Origin of the sequence: Paenibacillus sp. PDC88 (assembly GCF_900106725.1) — a bacterium.
Classification (GTDB): Bacteria; Bacillota; Bacilli; order Paenibacillales; family Paenibacillaceae; genus Paenibacillus; species Paenibacillus shunpengii.
In genome coordinates this window covers 1-18346 of the sequence record NZ_FNNT01000007.1, presented here as the reverse complement: position 1 = coordinate 18346, position 18346 = coordinate 1, and the positions used below count along the sequence as shown (strand labels likewise).

At 47.8% G+C, this 18346-nt stretch carries 16 protein-coding genes, 1 rRNA gene and 1 riboswitch; of the genes, 2 read left to right on the top strand and 15 right to left on the bottom strand.

Features of this window, described 5'->3' with window-relative positions:
• Window positions 1-250: 250 nt before the first annotated feature.
• The 13 genes from BLW49_RS19860 to BLW49_RS19805 all read right to left on the bottom strand — a co-directional run bounded on the left by BLW49_RS19860 (window position 251) and on the right by BLW49_RS19805 (window position 13318).
• Window positions 251-559, bottom strand: a complete 309-nt coding sequence (locus BLW49_RS19860) for a hypothetical protein (RefSeq protein ID WP_143042141.1) — start codon at window positions 557-559, stop codon at window positions 251-253.
• 43 nt (window positions 560-602) lie between these two features.
• On the bottom strand, window positions 603-2081 hold the full coding sequence (gene purF, locus BLW49_RS19855) for an amidophosphoribosyltransferase (RefSeq protein WP_047912785.1): 1479 nt from the start codon (window positions 2079-2081) through the stop codon (window positions 603-605).
• On the bottom strand, window positions 2066-4309 hold the full coding sequence (gene purL / locus BLW49_RS19850; RefSeq protein WP_090726432.1) for a phosphoribosylformylglycinamidine synthase subunit PurL: 2244 nt from the start codon (window positions 4307-4309) through the stop codon (window positions 2066-2068). Before purL ends, purF begins: the two co-directional genes overlap by 16 nt.
• Window positions 4287-4976 carry a phosphoribosylformylglycinamidine synthase subunit PurQ gene (gene purQ / locus BLW49_RS19845; RefSeq protein WP_076312457.1) on the bottom strand — a complete coding sequence of 230 codons (690 nt, stop codon included), beginning with the start codon at window positions 4974-4976 and terminating at the stop codon, window positions 4287-4289. Before purQ ends, purL begins: the two co-directional genes overlap by 23 nt.
• 3 nt (window positions 4977-4979) lie before the next feature.
• Window positions 4980-5225, bottom strand: a complete 246-nt coding sequence (purS, locus tag BLW49_RS19840; protein WP_047912782.1) for a phosphoribosylformylglycinamidine synthase subunit PurS — start codon at window positions 5223-5225, stop codon at window positions 4980-4982.
• A gap of 134 nt (window positions 5226-5359) precedes the next feature.
• Window positions 5360-6241: a phosphoribosylaminoimidazolesuccinocarboxamide synthase gene (locus BLW49_RS19835; RefSeq protein WP_076312660.1), complete on the bottom strand. Its 882-nt coding sequence runs from the start codon at window positions 6239-6241 to the stop codon at window positions 5360-5362.
• A gap of 56 nt (window positions 6242-6297) precedes the next feature.
• Window positions 6298-7593, bottom strand: a complete 1296-nt coding sequence (gene purB / locus BLW49_RS19830; RefSeq protein WP_076312458.1) for an adenylosuccinate lyase — start codon at window positions 7591-7593, stop codon at window positions 6298-6300.
• A gap of 2 nt (window positions 7594-7595) precedes the next feature.
• Window positions 7596-8774, bottom strand: a complete 1179-nt coding sequence (gene purK, locus BLW49_RS19825; RefSeq protein WP_090726430.1) for a 5-(carboxyamino)imidazole ribonucleotide synthase — start codon at window positions 8772-8774, stop codon at window positions 7596-7598.
• Complete coding sequence (gene purE / locus BLW49_RS19820; protein ID WP_076312460.1) at window positions 8771-9256, bottom strand: 5-(carboxyamino)imidazole ribonucleotide mutase; 486 nt, start codon at window positions 9254-9256, stop codon at window positions 8771-8773. The genes purK and purE overlap by 4 nt, the downstream gene beginning before the upstream one ends.
• A gap of 285 nt (window positions 9257-9541) precedes the next feature.
• A riboswitch (purine riboswitch) is annotated at window positions 9542-9643 on the bottom strand.
• A 276-nt stretch (window positions 9644-9919) separates the two neighbouring features.
• The gene (locus BLW49_RS19815) at window positions 9920-10354 is read right to left on the bottom strand and encodes a universal stress protein (RefSeq protein ID WP_076312461.1); all 435 of its coding nucleotides are present in this window, start codon (window positions 10352-10354) and stop codon (window positions 9920-9922) included.
• A gap of 99 nt (window positions 10355-10453) precedes the next feature.
• Window positions 10454-10717, bottom strand: coding sequence for a DUF1294 domain-containing protein (locus BLW49_RS19810; protein ID WP_076312462.1), 264 nt, complete (start codon window positions 10715-10717; stop codon window positions 10454-10456).
• Between the two features lie 241 nt (window positions 10718-10958).
• Complete coding sequence (locus BLW49_RS28895) at window positions 10959-11096, bottom strand: hypothetical protein (protein WP_177178806.1); 138 nt, start codon at window positions 11094-11096, stop codon at window positions 10959-10961.
• A gap of 80 nt (window positions 11097-11176) precedes the next feature.
• Window positions 11177-13318: a DNA topoisomerase III gene (locus tag BLW49_RS19805; protein WP_090726428.1), complete on the bottom strand. Its 2142-nt coding sequence runs from the start codon at window positions 13316-13318 to the stop codon at window positions 11177-11179.
• Window positions 13319-13798: 480 nt separating this feature from the next.
• Between BLW49_RS19805 and BLW49_RS19800 the strand changes: the two genes are divergently transcribed.
• Window positions 13799-15736: an amidase family protein gene (locus BLW49_RS19800; protein ID WP_076312464.1), complete on the top strand. Its 1938-nt coding sequence runs from the start codon at window positions 13799-13801 to the stop codon at window positions 15734-15736.
• Between the two features lie 269 nt (window positions 15737-16005).
• Window positions 16006-17007 carry an ion channel gene (locus tag BLW49_RS19795; protein ID WP_177178805.1) on the top strand — a complete coding sequence of 334 codons (1002 nt, stop codon included), beginning with the start codon at window positions 16006-16008 and terminating at the stop codon, window positions 17005-17007.
• 106 nt (window positions 17008-17113) lie between these two features.
• Here BLW49_RS19795 and BLW49_RS19790 read toward each other — a convergent pair whose 3' ends face one another.
• A complete protein-coding gene (locus BLW49_RS19790; protein WP_090726426.1) occupies window positions 17114-18109 on the bottom strand; it encodes a ketoacyl-ACP synthase III in 996 nt (331 codons plus the stop codon).
• 143 nt (window positions 18110-18252) lie between these two features.
• Window positions 18253-18346, bottom strand: a 5S ribosomal RNA gene (gene rrf, locus BLW49_RS19785); the annotation flags it as partial.

The following is an 18346-nucleotide window of genomic DNA, read 5'->3' as shown; positions in this document are numbered from 1 at the left end:
TCACCGTCCCTCAAATATAAATTCACCCTCCTAAATCCTCCCTGACAGGGAGGACCCCAAAGAGGCCGCGGCCCCTCTGGACACCCGCAAAATGTTATCGCGGACCGGAGTTTGGTTGGATCCTGCTATGGTTACTGTAGTGCTGGGATTCGCTTTCGTCTTGCAGACACGCTCTACTGCTGATTGCGCTATGCGCGCGGGGGCTTCACCCGAGCTTACCCACTGTTTGTCTTCGGCAAATGCGTGGGGCTCATGGTGAAGCTCTCGGGCACGCTGCGCGTGGTGGCTCCGCCGGGACCTCTTGCTGTTTGCCTTCGGCAAATGTGCTGGGTCCATCGCGGTGCCCTTGGCGCTGCGCGCCTTGCTTCCCTTGAGCCTTCCCGCTGTCTGCCTTCGGCAGATGCGCTGGGGCTCGCGGGGAAGCTCTCTGGCACGCTGCGCGTGGTGGCTCCGCTGGGACCTCTTGCTGTTTGCCTTCGGCAAATGTGCCGGGTCCACTGCGGTGCCCTTGGCGCTGCGCGCCTTGCTTCATCAGAGCCATCCCCTGTTTGCTTCGCAAATGTAGGGCGGCTCTTCATGGAGCAATTGATTACTGCGGCGTATTAACAGCCGCAGCCCGCCTTCGCATCCTTGAAGTCCAGCGTCGTTGGGTAGTCATTATCGAAACAGGCAAGGCATAGGCCGCCTTTATATTCATCCTGGTGGTTTCCTTCTATAGAAGAGATCAAACCTTCGGGACTGAGGAATGACAGAGAGTCAGCATTAATCTCGCGGCAGATCTCCTCAATCGATTTGGAAGAAGCAATCAGCTCATCCCGGTTCGGGGTATCAATCCCGTAGAAGCATGGATTCTTGAACGGTGGTGAAGTTATGCGTACATGCACCTCAGTCGCTCCTGCATCCCGGAGCATGTTCACGATCCGGCGTGATGTCGTACCGCGCACGATAGAATCATCGATCATGACAACCCGCTTGCCTTCGACTACCCGGCGCACCGCACTCAGCTTCATCTTCACTCCCTGCTCACGCAGCTCCTGACTTGGCTGAATAAAGGTACGTCCAGTGTATTTGTTCTTGATCATCCCCAGCTCATAAGGAATACCCGTCTGCTCAGCATAACCTATTGCCGCGGAAATACTGGAATCGGGAACACCTGTTACGACATCAGCATCCACAAACGATTCAATAGCTAGCCGGCTGCCCATCCGCTTCCGTGCACCATGCTGATTTGCTCCATTCATATCACTGTCCGGACGCGCAAAGTAGATATACTCCATCGCACACAGCGCTTTCCGGTGCTTTTTCTCCTCGAAGCGGTCTTCATGCAGCCCATCGCTGTCGAGAACCAGCATTTCTCCTGGCTCAATATCTCGGATCAGCTCCGCACCGATCGTTTCCAGTGCACATGTTTCGGAAGCAAAAATATAAGCATCGCCCAGTTTGCCCATCGTCAGTGGACGTAGTCCATGAGCATCCGATGCAACGATCAGACGATCGTTGGTCATGATCAGGAAGGCATAGCCTCCGACAATCCGGCGGAATGCATCTTTTGCCGCCTCAACCAAATCCTTAGGTGAACGAGCGATCAAGTGTGCAATAACCTCGGTATCACTCGTCGTTTGAAAAATCGAACCGCCTTGCTCCAGCTCCTTGCGAATCTCTGGCGCGTTCACGATATTTCCGTTCGTCGCAACCGCCAGATCGCCGTCACGATATTTAAATACGAGCGGCTGCGCATTCGTCAGCTTGCTGTCGCCGCTGGTTGAATAACGCACATGACCGATAGAGATATCACCAGAGAGGGAAGCCATGAGATCCTTGGTAAACACCTCTTTGACAAGTCCCATTCCGCGGTGATAGTGAAACTCACTGCCGTCACTGACACACATTCCGGCACTTTCCTCGCCGCGATGCTGCAATGCATGCAGTCCGTAATAGGACAAGGAGGCCGCGTCGGGGTGTCTATACACCCCGAACACCCCGCACTCCTCTTTCAATTTATCAAACAGTCCCTCTTTGCCCGAACCCTCGTTGTAATAATCGCCGGTCCAAAACTGCGGGGTCTTTACTTCATCAGACATGGAATAACATCCTCCCAGACCTGTTTCAGAACCGCTACCGGTTCGTCCACAGCTGATGTGCCGTTCAACTCCAATTTAAGATTGCTTCCTGTTACTTGTCCGATCACTTGAACCGGAACACCGCTGTTTCTCACGAACGCTTCCAGTTCCTCTGCCTGTGCTTGGTCTGCTGTCAGCAGAATACGGGATTGGCTCTCACTAAATAGAGCAATATCACCGCGAAGCTCCGTAGTAAAGTTCACGCTCGCGCCAATACCGCCGCTGATGCAGCTCTCGGCCAGTGCCACGCCAAGTCCGCCTTCAGACAAGTCATGTGCAGATTGTACGAGACCTTTTTGAATAGCACCCAGTACCACTTCCTGAAGCTTCTTCTCTACTTCAAGATCAAGCTGTGGAGGGCGTCCCTCCGTCAAGCCATGAACCGCATATTGGAACTCGCTGCCGCCAAGCTCAGCATGTGTATCCCCAAGCAGCAGGATAACATCTCCTTCTTTCTTGAAGCCTTGTGTCGTAATGTGGTCTGTATCATGCACAAGTCCAACCATACCAACGACAGGCGTTGGGTAAATTGCACCTTTGGCATTCTCGTTGTACAAGCTCACGTTACCGCCGATAACCGGCGTACCCAGTACTGTACATGCCTCAGCCATTCCATCTACCGCTTTTTCCATCTGCCAGAAAATATCCGGCTTCTCCGGCGAACCGAAGTTCAGATTGTCTGTAATTGCCAGCGGCTCTGCCCCGGAGCAAACGATGTTACGGGCAGCTTCGCTGACTGCAATTTTGCCGCCCACTTCAGGATCAAGATACACATAACGGCCATTACAGTCTGTTGTCATTGCAAGACCTTTACGAGTGCCATGCACCGTTACTACCGCCGCATCCGATCCTGGACGAACGGCAGTGCTGGTCCGCACCATATAGTCATATTGGTCATACACCCAAGCTTTGCTGGATACAGTCGGGGAGGACAGCACCTTTTTCAAGGCTCCTGTCAGGTCCGACACTTCTTCATAACGCAGGGTGTCGATTTTTTCATTTTCAATATAATAAGCAGGAACTGAGGATGGTTTGTTATATACCGGACATTCGTCAACCAATGCCGTTACCGGCATGTCGCCAACGACTTCACCGTGATGGTACAGCTTCAGTCGTCCGTCATCTGTAACCTTGCCGACCTTTGCACAGATCACGCCCCAACGCTCGAAAATTTCACGCGCTTGTGCTTCGTCTTTAGGCTCAACGACGAACAGCATGCGTTCTTGAGATTCAGACAGCATCATCTCGTATGGTGTCATGCCCTCTTCACGCTGAGGCACTTGGTCCAGATACAGCTCCAGTCCGTTTCCTGCCTTACTTGCCATTTCCGCACTGGAGCACGTAAGACCCGCAGCACCCATATCTTGAATACCGAGCACGATGCCAGTATCAATCAGCTCAAGACAAGCCTCCATAACCAGCTTCTCCATGAACGGGTCGCCGACCTGTACCGCCGTACGCTTGGATTCAGATTCCTCTGTCAGCTCCACCGAAGCAAAGGTTGCTCCGTGAATACCGTCACGTCCTGTTGGAGGTCCCACGTAAAACACCGGGTTACCTACCCCTTTAGCAACTCCGCGCTGAATTTTGTCGTGATCAATAAGACCTACACACATGGCATTTACGAGCGGATTACCGTCATAGCTCTCATCGAACATCACTTCTCCGCCTACCGTTGGAATACCGATACAGTTACCATAGCCTGCAATACCGGATACGACGTGTTCAAACAAATATTTCACACGATCGCTTTCCAGCTTGCCGAAGCGCAAGGAGTTAAGGGATGCGATCGGTCTTGCACCCATGGAGAAAATGTCGCGGATAATTCCGCCAACCCCTGTAGCTGCACCTTGGAAAGGCTCAACCGCAGAAGGATGGTTATGACTCTCGATCTTAAATACGACCGCCTGGTTATCTCCGATGTCGACAATCCCTGCACCCTCACCCGGTCCCATCAGGACACGTTCGCCTGTTGTCGGGAAACGACGCAGCAGCGGCTTGGAGTTCTTATAAGCACAGTGCTCTGACCACATAACACTGAATACACCGATCTCCGTGTAGTTTGGCTGACGTCCCATGAAGGACACGATCAGGTCATATTCACTGTCAGATACGCCCATTTGCTGATAAAGTTTATGCTCGGCAATCTGTGCTGCGGTTGGTTCTTTAGCGGATACTTGCTGTGTCATGCTGATCCCTCCAGGAGTTCAAAATCGATGTAAACATGCGTTTGCCGTCCGTCGTTCCAAGCACTTCGTTCACCGCACGTTCCGGGTGAGGCATCATGCCTACCACGTTACCGCGCTCATTACTTACGCCGGCGATGTTATTTAAGGAGCCGTTCGGATTGTTTTTATAAGTAAAGACGATTTGATTATTTGCTTTAAGCTTCTCAAGCGTCTCTTCATCACAATAATAGTTGCCTTCCCCATGCGCGATCGGGATAATAATCTCTTCCCCAAGTGCATACTCGCTTGTAAAAGGGGTGTTGTTGTTCTCCACTTGGAGTACGGAGTCATGGCACACAAACTTCATACCTGTATTGCGCAGCAATGCGCCAGGGAGAAGCCCTGCTTCCGTCAGGATTTGGAATCCGTTGCAGATCCCGATAATGTATTTGCCTTGCTCTGCAGCCTTGGCTACTTCGTTCATCACAGGAGCAAATCTGGAGATTGCTCCGCATCTTAAATAATCACCGTAAGAGAAGCCGCCGGGAACGATGATGCAGTCATAGGCAGACAGGTCTGTTGCCGTATGCCATACATAGTCCACGGGCTGTCCAATCGTTTCTTCTACTGCCTTATAGCAGTCAATATCACAGTTGGATCCAGGAAACACGAGAACTGCAAATTTCATGAATTAAACCTCCAATTCAAAGCGGTAGTCTTCGACAACCGTATTTGCGAGCAGCTTTTCACACATGACCTTAACGCGTTCTTCTGCTTCATTACGATCACTTGTATCCAGTGTCAGCTCCAGATATTTGCCGATGCGTACCCCTTCTACTTCACTGAAGCCCATGGAATGGAGCGCGCCTTGTACGGCAACGCCTTGAGGGTCAAGTACGCTTTGTTTAATCGTAACGTATACAGTAGCTTTTATCATGATCGGAAGTTCCTCCTAAGGAATGTTTTTAAGGTTTGGACTATTAATGATGATAATGATTGCTAATATGAAGCTTTTATCTGCTAAGTTTCCATAATGGGGTTATGAATACTTCCCATGTACCACATCTTAAATTAACGGGTCAGCCTGTCCTTAATCTCTTTATAGCGTCTGCTCGTTTCCTCTACTACATGCTCAGGAAGCGGCTCCGGCTGGCTGTTCTTATCCCAATCCGTGGATGCCAGATAGGCTCTTACCGGCTCTTTATCCATACTGTCGATCTCGATGTCCAGCGCGTATTTCTCCTTGGCCCAGAACCGGGAGGCATCCGGCGTAAAGATCTCGTCGATCAAAATGACCTCGCCATCCACGATCCCGAATTCAAACTTGCAATCTGCCAAAATAATACCTCTTTGCTCGCAATAGTCTCTCGCAAACTCATACAGCTGAAGACTCTTCGCTTCAAGCTCAAGTGCAAGCTCCTCGCCAACCGCCGATTTCATCTGCTCCATGGAGATATCCTCGTCATGGCCAACATCGTTCTTGGCCGCCGGCGTGAAGATCGGCTTGTCCAGCTTCGCATTTTTACGAAGTCCTTCCGGAAGCTTAATCCCGTTAACTGTTCCAGAGGATTGATACTGTCTCCAGCCATTGCCGGTAATGTATCCGCGAACAACGCACTCGATATCAATGCGCTCGGCTTTTTTCGTGACCATAATCCGATCCCTCAGCGCTTCTTTATCCAGCACGATATCTCCCAGTTCTTCTACATTGGTATGGACAACGTGGTTTGGCATCCATTCCTTGGTTTGGTCAAACCAGAAAGCACTAACTGTATTGAGTACATTGCCTTTCTCCGGAACAGCCGGCTCCAGCACATAATCAAATGCTGAAATCCGGTCTGTTACGACGATCAGGAAATGCTCACCCAAATCGTACAACTCTCTAACCTTGCCTTTGTATAACAGTGGTGCGTTAATGAGCTCTGCTGCGGTGGATAAAGCCATAACGTTAATCACTCCACGTTTTATTATTTTTTAAGCCGTATCAGCCCTTTAGATATCTTGCTGGACTAGTTCAATCCTAATTTGTCAAAAATCGTATCCACATGCTTCAGATGCCATGCCGGATTAAAGGCGTCCTCGATCTCCTCTGTGCTGAGCACTTCCGTAATCGCCGGCGTTGCTTCCACGATGTCGCGGAATTGGCGCTGTGTCTCCCATGCTTCCATCGCACGAGGCTGAACTGTATCGTACGCTTCTTCACGGCTGAAGCCTTTATCAATCAGCTTCGTCATAATGCGTCCGGAGAACGGAACACCGAAGGTACGGGCCATGTTGCGCTTCATGTTCTCAGGGAACACCGTCAAATTCTTGATGATGTTACCAAAACGGTTCAGCATGTAGTTCAGCAGCATCGTTGCATCTGGCAGGATGACGCGTTCTGCTGAGGAATGCGAGATATCACGCTCATGCCACAGCGTTACGTTCTCATAAGCTGTCAGCATATGTCCGCGAATGACACGGGACAAGCCGGAAATGTTCTCACTGCCGATCGGATTGCGCTTGTGCGGCATAGCAGAAGAGCCTTTTTGACCTTTAGCAAAAGCCTCTTCCACCTCACGGAATTCACTCTTCTGGAGTGCACGTACTTCGGTCGCGAATTTGTCCAGGGAAGTCGCAATCAGTGCGAGGGTTGCCATATATTCAGCATGGCGGTCACGCTGCAATGTTTGCGTTGAGATCGGAGCCGGCTTCGTGCCCAGCTTCTTACATACGAATTCCTCAACGAAAGGATCAATGTTGGCATACGTTCCTACCGCACCTGAGATTTTGCCATACTGGACATTGTCGGCAGCATGACGGAAGCGTTCGAGGTTGCGCTTCATCTCTTCATGCCACAGTGCCATTTTCAGACCAAAGGTTGTTGGCTCCGCATGTACACCATGTGTCCGTCCCATCATTGGAGTGTGCTTGTATTCAATCGCTTTGTCTCTAAGGATCTGAATGAAGTTCAGAATGTCCTTCTCAAGAATTTCGTTCGCCTGACGAAGCAGGTAACCGTTCGCTGTATCAACCACATCTGTAGAAGTCAGACCGTAATGCACCCATTTACGTTCCTCTCCAAGACTTTCGGATACGGTACGTGTGAAGGCAATGACATCATGACGTGTCTCCTGCTCAATCTCGTAGATCCGGTCAATATCAAAGCTTGCTTTCTCACGTAGGACAGCTGCGTCCTCTTTGGGAATAACGCCGAGTTCTGCCCATGCCTCACAGGCACAAATTTCAACTTCCAGCCAAGCCTTAAATTTATTCTCTTCCGTCCATATCGCCCGCATTTCGGGTCTGCTATAACGTTCAATCATTTCTATTCGTTCCTCCATATATTGGTTTTGTCTATCCAATCCAGTGCATGCTGCACATCATGGCATAACAGGTTGATATGTCCCATTTTACGTCCGGTCTTGGCTTCGGCTTTGCCGTACAGGTGAAGCTTAGGCACGACGCCCAGTTCATCTGCGTCTGCATCCTTTTTGGCAAATCGATCAATAACGGCTTCGATATGTTCTCCCAGGACATTGACCATCACAACAGGGCTCAGCAGGCATGTATCTGCAAGCGGCAGACCGCATATTGCTCTTACATGCTGCTCAAACTGCGATGTACTGCACGCCTCCATCGTATAATGACCTGAGTTGTGAGGCCGAGGGGCCAATTCATTAACATACAGCTGTCCATCTCTTGTCACGAACATCTCGACAGCCAGCAGCCCAACGGCTCCCATCGATTCGGCGATCTTAGCTGCGAGCTGCTGCGCTTCGAGCTGGAGCTCTGATGACACTCTTGCCGGTACAACGGAAGTGTGCAATATGTTATTAACATGCACATTCTCAGCTGGAGGAAATGTCCGAATCTCTCCTTGGGGATTACGTGCAGCAATAACAGATATTTCGCAGTCAAAGGAGACAAACTGCTCTAATACGAGCTCTGTGCCAAGGCCCGCCAGCTCTTCGTAAGCCGCAAGGGCTGCCTCTCTGTCACGAATCACGCGCTGGCCTTTGCCATCGTAGCCTCCAGTTACGGTCTTAAGCACACAAGGAACGCCTAGCGCCTCAACCGCTGCGCTCATGTCCTCCGCACTCTTAATTTCCCGATAAGGAGCAACCGGCACACCCGCCGCTTCAATGGCACGCTTCTCCCGAAGACGATGCTGAGTCGTATACAGCAGTCTGCTTCCTTGAGGGACATACGCTTCGTTCTCCAGCAAGGCTGCCACATCGGCATCCACATTTTCAAACTCATAAGTGATTACATCGCACTCTTCTGCAAGCTGGCGTGCTGCATTCTGATCATCGTAACCTGCCACAATCTGCCGCGCGACTTGCCCGCAAGGTGAATTCTCGGTCGGCTCCAGTGTAATAAACCGGTATCCCATGGCTGTACCTGATAATGTCATCATCCGCCCAAGCTGTCCGCCTCCAAGTATTCCGATCGTAGCTCCAGAAGGGAAGACCTTTATGCTCTCGCTGATTAGCTTATTTATCATAACGTATCACTGCTTTCTAGCACTTCTTTGCGGATTCGATCTCTGCGTTCCTGTGCTCTGCCCGCAACCTCAGGATCAAATGCACCGATGATCTGTGCAGCGAGCAGTCCTGCATTCGTTGCTCCCGCTTTGCCGATCGCGACCGTAGCTACCGGAATACCGCCAGGCATTTGCACGATAGAGAGCAGCGAGTCAAGACCATTCAGTGCCTTCGACTGAACAGGGACACCGATCACAGGAACCAAGGTTTTGGATGCGACCATTCCAGGCAAATGAGCGGCTCCTCCTGCCCCAGCAATGATCACTTTAATTCCGCGGTCATACGCGCCCTCTGCGAATTCAAACATAAGATCCGGCGTACGGTGAGCAGAGACGACCTTTTTCTCATAAGCAATGTCCAGCTCGTCCAGCACTTCACAGGCATGTCTCATCGTTTCCCAATCTGATGTACTCCCCATAATTACGGCAACTTGCACTGACATGATATCCACTCCCTTGAATTTGATCAACAAGCACCTTCAATTGACGAAAAAAAACCGAAATCCTCGAGTTATGATGACACTATACGGATTCCGGACGATATGAAGATATCAGAGCTGCAGCCTTACGGGAGAAACAATAAACCACCATGGATGTGCTTCCACACAAGCCAGACCCTGTCTTTAGCGGCGGCTCAAGCTCACCTATAAACAAGATACCCCATGCTTAAAGATTTTGATGTTGGCTTTGAAAAAGCATGGACATGAATTCCGGCATCAACCCGCTGCTCTCAACATTGATATCCTCGTAGTCCGAAAATTAACGGTTTTCGGGTAGAAACTTCCGGGCCGTATTCCCGGTACTATACGAGATCATTCTATATTTTGGACGAATCGATTTCATTAATACGACAAACATCGGTATTTTGAAATGGATTCTTTGCTCTACAGTTTACTTATTTCTTTGATTTTCGAGTTTATTCTTTTTACCTTTAACAGTTTAACAATCCCCTACACCCGATGTCAACTTAAAGACGAACATTTTAATCTTTACCATATTTAATGTTCGGATATTAATAAACTAAAAACATAAATAAAACCAGCAGCTTCCATGAAGTACAGGAAAGATACTGGTTTTTCTCGAACAAATGATCTGTTTCATATTGTTTATTTCACAACGAGTACAGGCACGTCTGCTTCCTGAACTACACGATGGCTTACACTGCCCAGCACAAATTCGCGTATTCCGCTCAGTCCTCTGCTGCCGATTACAATGAGATCCATATCGTTCTGTTTCACATACTCCAATATGACATCCACTGGAGACCCTTGAATGAGTTCAACCTTGGCTCCAATTTGCTCATTGACTAGACGTCTCTTAAGCTCGTCTACAGTCTCTTCAGCAAGCTCATATACATCACTATTTACCGATGGCGGGATTGGGGCCAGACCTTCGCCGATAAATACCCGCGGGAAATCGTATACGTGAACAATATGCAGCTGTGTATTTTCAGATAATTTGGCTAACTCCACTGCGCGCTCAAACGCTTTGTTCGCTAACTCTGATCCGTCGTATGCAAGTAGAATATTGGAAAAAGTCATGAGGAACGCCACCTTTCTGTATGTACTTATATTTAACCGATTACGGATTTGTTTGAATCAACAAGCTGTCTGTAAGCTACACTGCGTCTTAAGCGAACCTCAGCTCAAAAAATAGCCATATAGTATCGCATTAACGAAGAGAAGAACAGGTACGCCAATGGTAAAGCTGGCATGCCTTGTTTTGTGCCGCTTCCGGTACATTGCAATCAGTATGCCGAGTGAACCTCCGATCGCAGCAAGTAAAAACAGCGTTCTTTCCGGAACCCGGTCTCGTCTTTTCTGTGCTCTTCTCTTATCCTCTGACATCACAAGATAGGCTACCACATTTATAAAAACAAACCATAGAATGATGCCTGTCCGCATTGGCAATTCCCCTTTCTTTAGGGATCACATTCCCCACTCCATTATAGCTTCTGAAGAAACAGAGTGACAATGAGTGCGGGCAGGCTCAGGTGTAGTCGGCTGAATTTAGTGTATCTATATGGGCATTATTCTATGCGTTACATAACTTCATGCTGCGCTTGAAACATACAGAAGAACCAGATTCGATATTGAATCTGGTTCTCATGCTGCCAGCTTATCACTGCAAAGAGCAAGTTTCCGCTTAGGATTCCTGCTTAGGAATGCCGTTTAAGCTTGGCGGAGTGTGGGCGGCCTTGGCTGGACGAATGGTTCTGCTTTCCTCTAGCACACTAGACTTATTTTGCTGGTTTTTAATTTTCAGCGGTTTATGATAAGGCATGTGTCGCTCACCCCCTAAGACATAGATTGTCATCTTCGGAGGCGCATTATACGAACACTTCATATTCCGCCTCACACTGCTTATTTGCCTTCTTTCTTTTCCAGTGCTGCTTTCAGCAGATCACCGAGGTTAGAGCCAATTGGCTCCTTTTTCTCAAACTGCTTAACGAGCTTCTGCTGCTCACGTTTATTAACCCGCTGCTTGTCCTTGTCCACGGTCTCCGTGATGCCGCATGGCAGACACTGCACATACATTCCTGCCTTGCCTTCTTTAAGCTCCATCTTCTTATGGCATTGCGGGCAACGCCGGTTGGACAAACGCTTCTCTGCCGATCGCTTGTAGCTGCAATCCTCCGCAGGACACACCAGGAACTTGCCTCGCTTGGATTTCTTCTCTAGCAGTCTTGTACCACAATCTGGACAATGGCTGTTAGATACATTATGCGGCTTGTATTCCGTGGTACTATTCTTGACACTGCGTACAAGTTCATCAGCCATTTTCCGAATTCCGTTTAAGAACGGTTCAGGAGAGCCCTGTCCTTTGGCGATGCGCTCCAGCTCTGACTCCCATTTGGCAGTAAGCTCAGGTGTACGAAGCTGTGGTGCTGCCAATTCAATCAGCTGTTTTCCTTTGCCGGTTGGGTGCATCACATTGCCCTGACGCTCAATGGTGTCACTGCTGACAAGCTTCTCGATAATATCAGCTCTGGTCGCAGGTGTACCCAGACCATGCTTCTCCATTTGAGCCAGCAATGCTGCTTCGTTATAGCGTTTCGGGGGCATTGTACGGGCAGATTTAATGATACATCGCTGTATCTTGATGATCTCCCCTTCGCGAAGCTCAGGGAGATCCTGCCCCGTTCCTCTTGAATCGGAGGCATCCTCTGAAGTCTCCTCATCCTCATCGCTGTAACCTTCTGCGCCATATACTTCACGCCAGCCGTGATTTTTGACTGTTGTTCCTTTCACAATAAAAGCTTCATTCTCTGCTTCAATCTTAACCTGCACCGCATCATATCTTGCTGCCGGATAGAACAGACTTATAAATCGCCTTACAATCAGATCGTAGAGCTTGCGCTCCTCCGTAGACAATTGATTGAGCAGAACCGTTTGCTCTGTAGGGATAATGGCATGATGGTCACTCACTTTACTGTCATCCACCACACGCTTCGTAATTGGAAGCTTGGTACGAAGCAGCGGTCTTGCTAATCCACTGTAAGGGCCTACCGCTACACTCTCCAGGCGCTCCTTGAACGTCTCTGTCATATCCGAGGGCAAGTATCTGCTGTCTGTCCGTGGATAAGTGACAAGCTTATGCTGCTCATACAATTTCTGCAGAAGATTAGAGGTTTGTTTCGCTGAGAAACCATATCGCTTATTGGCGTCTCTCTGCAGCTCGGTCAAGTCATATGCCAGCGGATGGGCTTCAACCTTCTCGCTTTTTTTCACTTGAACAACTTTGCCAGAGCGTCCTTCAAGCTTGCGCTTAAGCTCTTCTGTCCGGGCTTTATCAAAAATACGAGAGTCTCCCTGAGGCGCTCGCCACATCGCTTGGAAGCTGCCAAAATCAGCAGACAACGTTTCGTATTCCTCTGAGCGGAAGTTCATTATTTCTTTTTCCCGATTCATGATCATGCCGAGAGTCGGGGTTTGGACACGTCCTGCAGACAGCTGGGCATTATATTTGACCGTAAGGGCACGGGTGACATTCAGACCGATCATCCAGTCCGCCTCAGCACGGCAGCGTGCGGATTCATACAACCGATCAAACTGCTGACCCGGCTTCAAATTCGCAAACCCTTCTTTGATGGCTTTGTCCGTCTGAGACGAGATCCATAAGCGTTTAAAAGGCTTCTTGAAATGCGCCATCTGCATAATCCAGCGGGCCAATAGCTCACCTTCACGGGCAGCATCTGTTGCAATGACGAGCTCCTTGATATCTTGTCTCTTCATTAGCTGCTGTACAGATTTATATTGATGCTGGGTTTCACGCAGTACCTTCAGCTTCGTCTGCTTCGGTAGAATCGGCAGATCAGCCAGATTCCAAGTTGCATATTTATGATCATAATCCTCAGGCTCAGCCAGTCCGACCAGATGGCCCAAAGCCCAAGTTACTACATATTTAGGTCCTTCAAAATAACTCTTATGCTTCTCTCTGCTTCCCATTACACGGGCAATCTCACTTGCCACGGAAGGTTTTTCGGCTAGAACAAGTACTTTCATGGAACTCTCCTTTCTATAACATCCTTCATTATATCATTCCTTTAAAGTACCTGCGAAAGAACAAGCCCTTACATACCAAGAACATTCATTATGAACGATGACACGAAGAGAATTCAAAATACGGAGTGGAGTAAGAAATAGAAAACCAAAAAAAGTGAGAGGACCCAGCTCTTTTAACATATTAGATAGATGTAGATGTATACGAGAGAGACCAACGAGGAGCGTTAGCACTACGTATTATGTCATGTAACATAACATTTCTTCTATGATAATAGTCTTATGACTCCTTACTCAATTTATTTTCATGGATATATTCAATCAAAATAATGAGCATTATCCAGTAAACAAGTGATGTAATCGCTTTATTCGATGTCCACTGTACTTGTAAGAATTTATGACATTAAATATGATCTAACTTACACGAGTTAGGATATGCTATCGACTCTGAGTTCAAGATTAACTTACAAGGAGAGTGTTTATATGAAAGTGGACAAGCCGTTACATCGGTGGAGAAAAAGTGGACAAGCCTTGCTTGCAGCTGCACTCCTCACCAGCTCCTTCCTCCTTCCAGCCTATACAGTATCAGCAGCAGATGGAACGAATTCAATTGGTACTTCCTCTGCTGAGATCAGCCCTAACAAGCCGGCTGGCACCACCTATTTTTACGATCAAATGAAACGGGCTGCAGAGACGGCGGGCGTTCCTTTTACCTTGGAGAAAGCTACCGGCACCGTGATATCAAGACAAGCGGCAGCCCAAGCGATTCAGGATTGGCTCTCTTTGCCTGCAGCGGATCATACATTTAAAGATATCCCTCAGAACAGCTCCTATGCTGATGCGATTAGTGCTGTAGCTCAAGCTGGAATTATGACAGGCTACAGCAAAGAATCCTTCTTTCCCAGAACCCCACTCACCGTTTCAGATGTCCAGCTTATCTATGATCGTGTATTAGAATACATACAGCCTTTTGAAGTAGAGGAAGCTACCATTTCAGATATGCAAAAAGCGATGGAACAAGGCAAGCTGACCTCCGTCCAGCTTGTGCAAATGTATCTGGATCGGATTGAACAGTATGACGATCAAGGTCCTTCTCTAAATGCAGTGCTCACGATTAACGAGGATGCTCTTGATATCGCAGCTGAACTCGATAAGGAACGTACAAGTACAGGACCTCGCAGTGATCTTCATGGAATCCCGATTCTGGTCAAAGATAATTATGATACGAGTGATATGCCAACCTCAGCAGGCTGCCTATGCCTCAAAGATTCTGTTCCCGATGAAGATGCAGAGCAAATCGCCAGATTGAAAGAAGCCGGTGCAATCATCTTGGGCAAAACAAATCTGCATGAATTTGCCTTCGGCATCACAACATCCAGCTCTCTCGGTGGACAAACCTTAAACCCTTATGCACTTGATCACTATCCCGGCGGTTCAAGCGGGGGAACGGGTGCTGCGATTGCCGCCAACTTTGCAGCTGCAGGCTTAGGCACAGATACCGGAGGCTCGATCCGTATCCCTTCCAGTTTTAATAGTCTTGTAGGGATTCGTCCAACGATTGGACTGGCAAGCCGTGACGGCATTATTCCGCTTGCACTCACACAGGATGTAGGCGGACCTATGGCACGCACCGTTGAAGACGCTGCGATCATGCTGGATGCTATTGCAGGATATGACCCTGAGGATGTAAGCACCGCAGCAAGCGTCGGACGAATACCAGAGAGCTATCTCGATGAATTGGACCCACAAGGCCTGCAAGGCGCTCGCATCGGCGTAGCTTCTGAGCTCTTCTCCACCAGCAGTGATGCGGAACAAGAAACTTCCTCCATTATTTATAATGCAATTAATGAAATTGAAGGGCTTGGCGCTACTGCTGTAGAGATCCGGATCCCTAATTTGGCCGAGCTCTCTAAGTATCCAAGTCTCAGCAGCTATGAGTTCAAATTCCAGCTTAATGATTACCTTGAAGGACTTGGTGAAGATGCTCCATACACCACCTTGTCTGAGATCATTGCATCCGGCAATTATGATTTAGACCAAGAGCAATCAATGAAGTCCCGCGATGCCCGTGAAACATTGGAAACCGAGGAGTATAAAGATATCGTGCTGAAGCGAACGAAGCTGGCCAAGGACTCTCTTCTAAAAGTGATGGCAGACCATGACCTGGATGCCATTGTGTATCCTAGTACAGCTGCGGCTGCTGCGGTAATAGGTGAGCCTCAAAATGCCGGCGGTAATAACCGGCTTAGCGCCTTCTCTGGATTCCCCGCCATCACGGTTCCAGCAGGTTTCACCAAGGACGGACTTCCTGTCGGGATTGAATTCCTTGGCAGAGCCTATGATGAAGGTAAGCTCATCAAGCTCGCTTACAGCTACGAGCAGGGAACACAGCACCGTAAAGCCCCCATGTTATCCGAGTAGTTATACGTGTTGCTTAACAGACACATAACGATTTCATATGATGAGCACATGCCGACCTGCCGGTATGTGCTCTTTTTTCAGGGAAATGATTTAGATAGCCGAGCGGCAAGAAGTTTTATATAATAGAACTCACTGTAAATATTTTGAATGTAGTGGAACTCAGTTTTGTTTAACTCGTAAATAAATGCCATAATCCAGCTGCGTTACATAAATTAAAAATGAGGTGGGCTATGCTTTTTTGGCGCAAGGCTTTCGAGAAAATGTTTAAAATGAGCAATATAACGCTCCTCTATTTTACACTCTCCTTTTTCTTCATTAGCCCGATTATCATTCATATTCTAGAGCCTGAGAAATTCTCTACCTATATCAAAGGACTCTGGTGGGTTATTGTTACGACCACAACGGTCGGTTATGGGGACTACTTCCCTGAAACCACACCTGGGATGATTTTCGGTACGATTGTTATTTTTACAGGGCTTTTTCTCATCGGGACACTCATCGCTAAAATTTCTGAACGATTTATTAAATGGATCAAAATGAAGGAGGAAGGAAAAATGGATTACAGAGGTGAGGATCATTATGTCATTATTGGCTGGTCTGACGATAAGATCAAGGATACCATTAAGGAAATGCTGAACAGCGACAGTGTTCATAACATCGTTCTTATCGCTGATCTTCCTTCGAGTCCCATAGACCATAGTCAAATCCATTACATACAAGGCGAGCCGACAGAATACGAGACACTTGATCGTGCAAACGTGGCCAAATCAAAAGCGGTTATTATCTTTTCTCCTCAAGGAGTGCCGGCCAAATATGCAGATGGACAGACACTGCTGATTGCCACAACAATCGAAAGCTACGGTGAGAAAGTGAACCGCCATATATACACCATAGCAGAGATTCTTAAGGAGAATCACCTTATGAACTTTAGGCATGCGAAGGTAGATGAGCTCATCCTTTCACAGCAGTCTATCTCCTATCTGATCGCCCATGCAAGTGTACATAAAGGTTCTTCCAAGCTTTTTATGAATCTGCTCAGCACAGAGAGTGGCGAGAAAATATATGTTATTAACAAAAAGAAAGAATGGATAACATACAATGACGCCTTCGAGGATATAAAAGCAATGGGGGCCTTGTTGATTGCTGATCATGATGATACTAGTATTATAAGAAGACCTAACGCCATCATTCCAGAACAAGCTAAGTTATTTATTATCGCGGATGAAGATACATTCCAAAAGATAAGTGAGGGATATGTCATTATTTCATAATAGATTTTATTTACTCATGCTGCAAATTCATTGCAGGTCTCTGGATACTCAAATTAATTATGTAAGACTAAGATAGGAATGAGGACAATCTCCCCATTCCTATCTCTTAATTGCTATCCGGTACGGTCCAGCGCATAATGACTCCTGCATACGTTAGGCCTCCACCAAATCCAAACAATAACATCTTATCATTATATTTAAGATGCCCATCATCAAGTCCGAGCTGAATTGCCAAGGGGATCGAGGCAGCCGAGGTATTTCCTCTAAACTCCACACTAGTCAACGTACGCTCAATAGGAATCGGACCTTTCATACAAATGGATTCAATCATTCTTAAATTCGCGCTGTGCGGTACAAACCAATGAATATCCTCCGGCTGCAGCCCTGATTGCTCAATAAGCTGTTTAGAGGCCTCAGGTACATGACGTACTGCCCATTTGTAGACCTCCCGTCCGTTCTGAACAAGAAATGCATCCTTCTCAATATTCATCCCATCAATTTCGGTAGCAAATGTTCTTCTATATAAATGACCTCCACCACTGCCATGGGTGCCGGACATCGACGCTATAAAGCCAGGATGCTCATCATCTCTTTCGATCAACACAACTCCAGCCCCATCCCCAAAGAGGATACAGGTAGATCGGTCTGTATAGTCTGTGATTTTGGAAAGAGTCTCAGCACCAACTACAAGCACTTTCTTGTGAATACCACTGGATACCATTCCATCAGCCAGCTGCAATCCGTAAACAAATCCAGCACAAGCTGAGCCTAGATCAATAGCACCTGCTTGTTTAATATTAAAATGCTGTTGAATTCGGGAAGCGACGTTCGGAAAAGTATACTCAGCTGTACTAGTGGCAACCAGAATCATATCTACATCCGTTACATCAACAGCGTAGCGTTTAATCATGTCTGAAACTGCTTTATAGCTCAGATCAGACGTATACTCGTTCTCTGCAGCTATTCTTCGTTCTCGCATGCCTGTACGCTGTACAATCCACTCATCATTAGTATCTACCATTTTTTCGAGATCTTCGTTAGATAATATTTTCTCCGGTACATAAGTGCCTATTGCCGTGATTTTCGCCTTTGATTGATACATCCTGTTCACCTTCCTTACAGTTAGTATCCTTATTATATCATCTGGTACTAGTACTTGGTACTAAATTTAAGAAAATATTTTATGTTTAAGCTCTCGAGCAAAAAAAAGACACTATCGAATTTCATCGATAGTGTCTTATGTGTGCTTGGCGGCGTCCTACTCTCCCAGGACCCTGCGGTCCAAGTACCATCGGCGCTGGAGGGCTTAACGGTCGTGTTCGGGATGGGTACGTGTGGA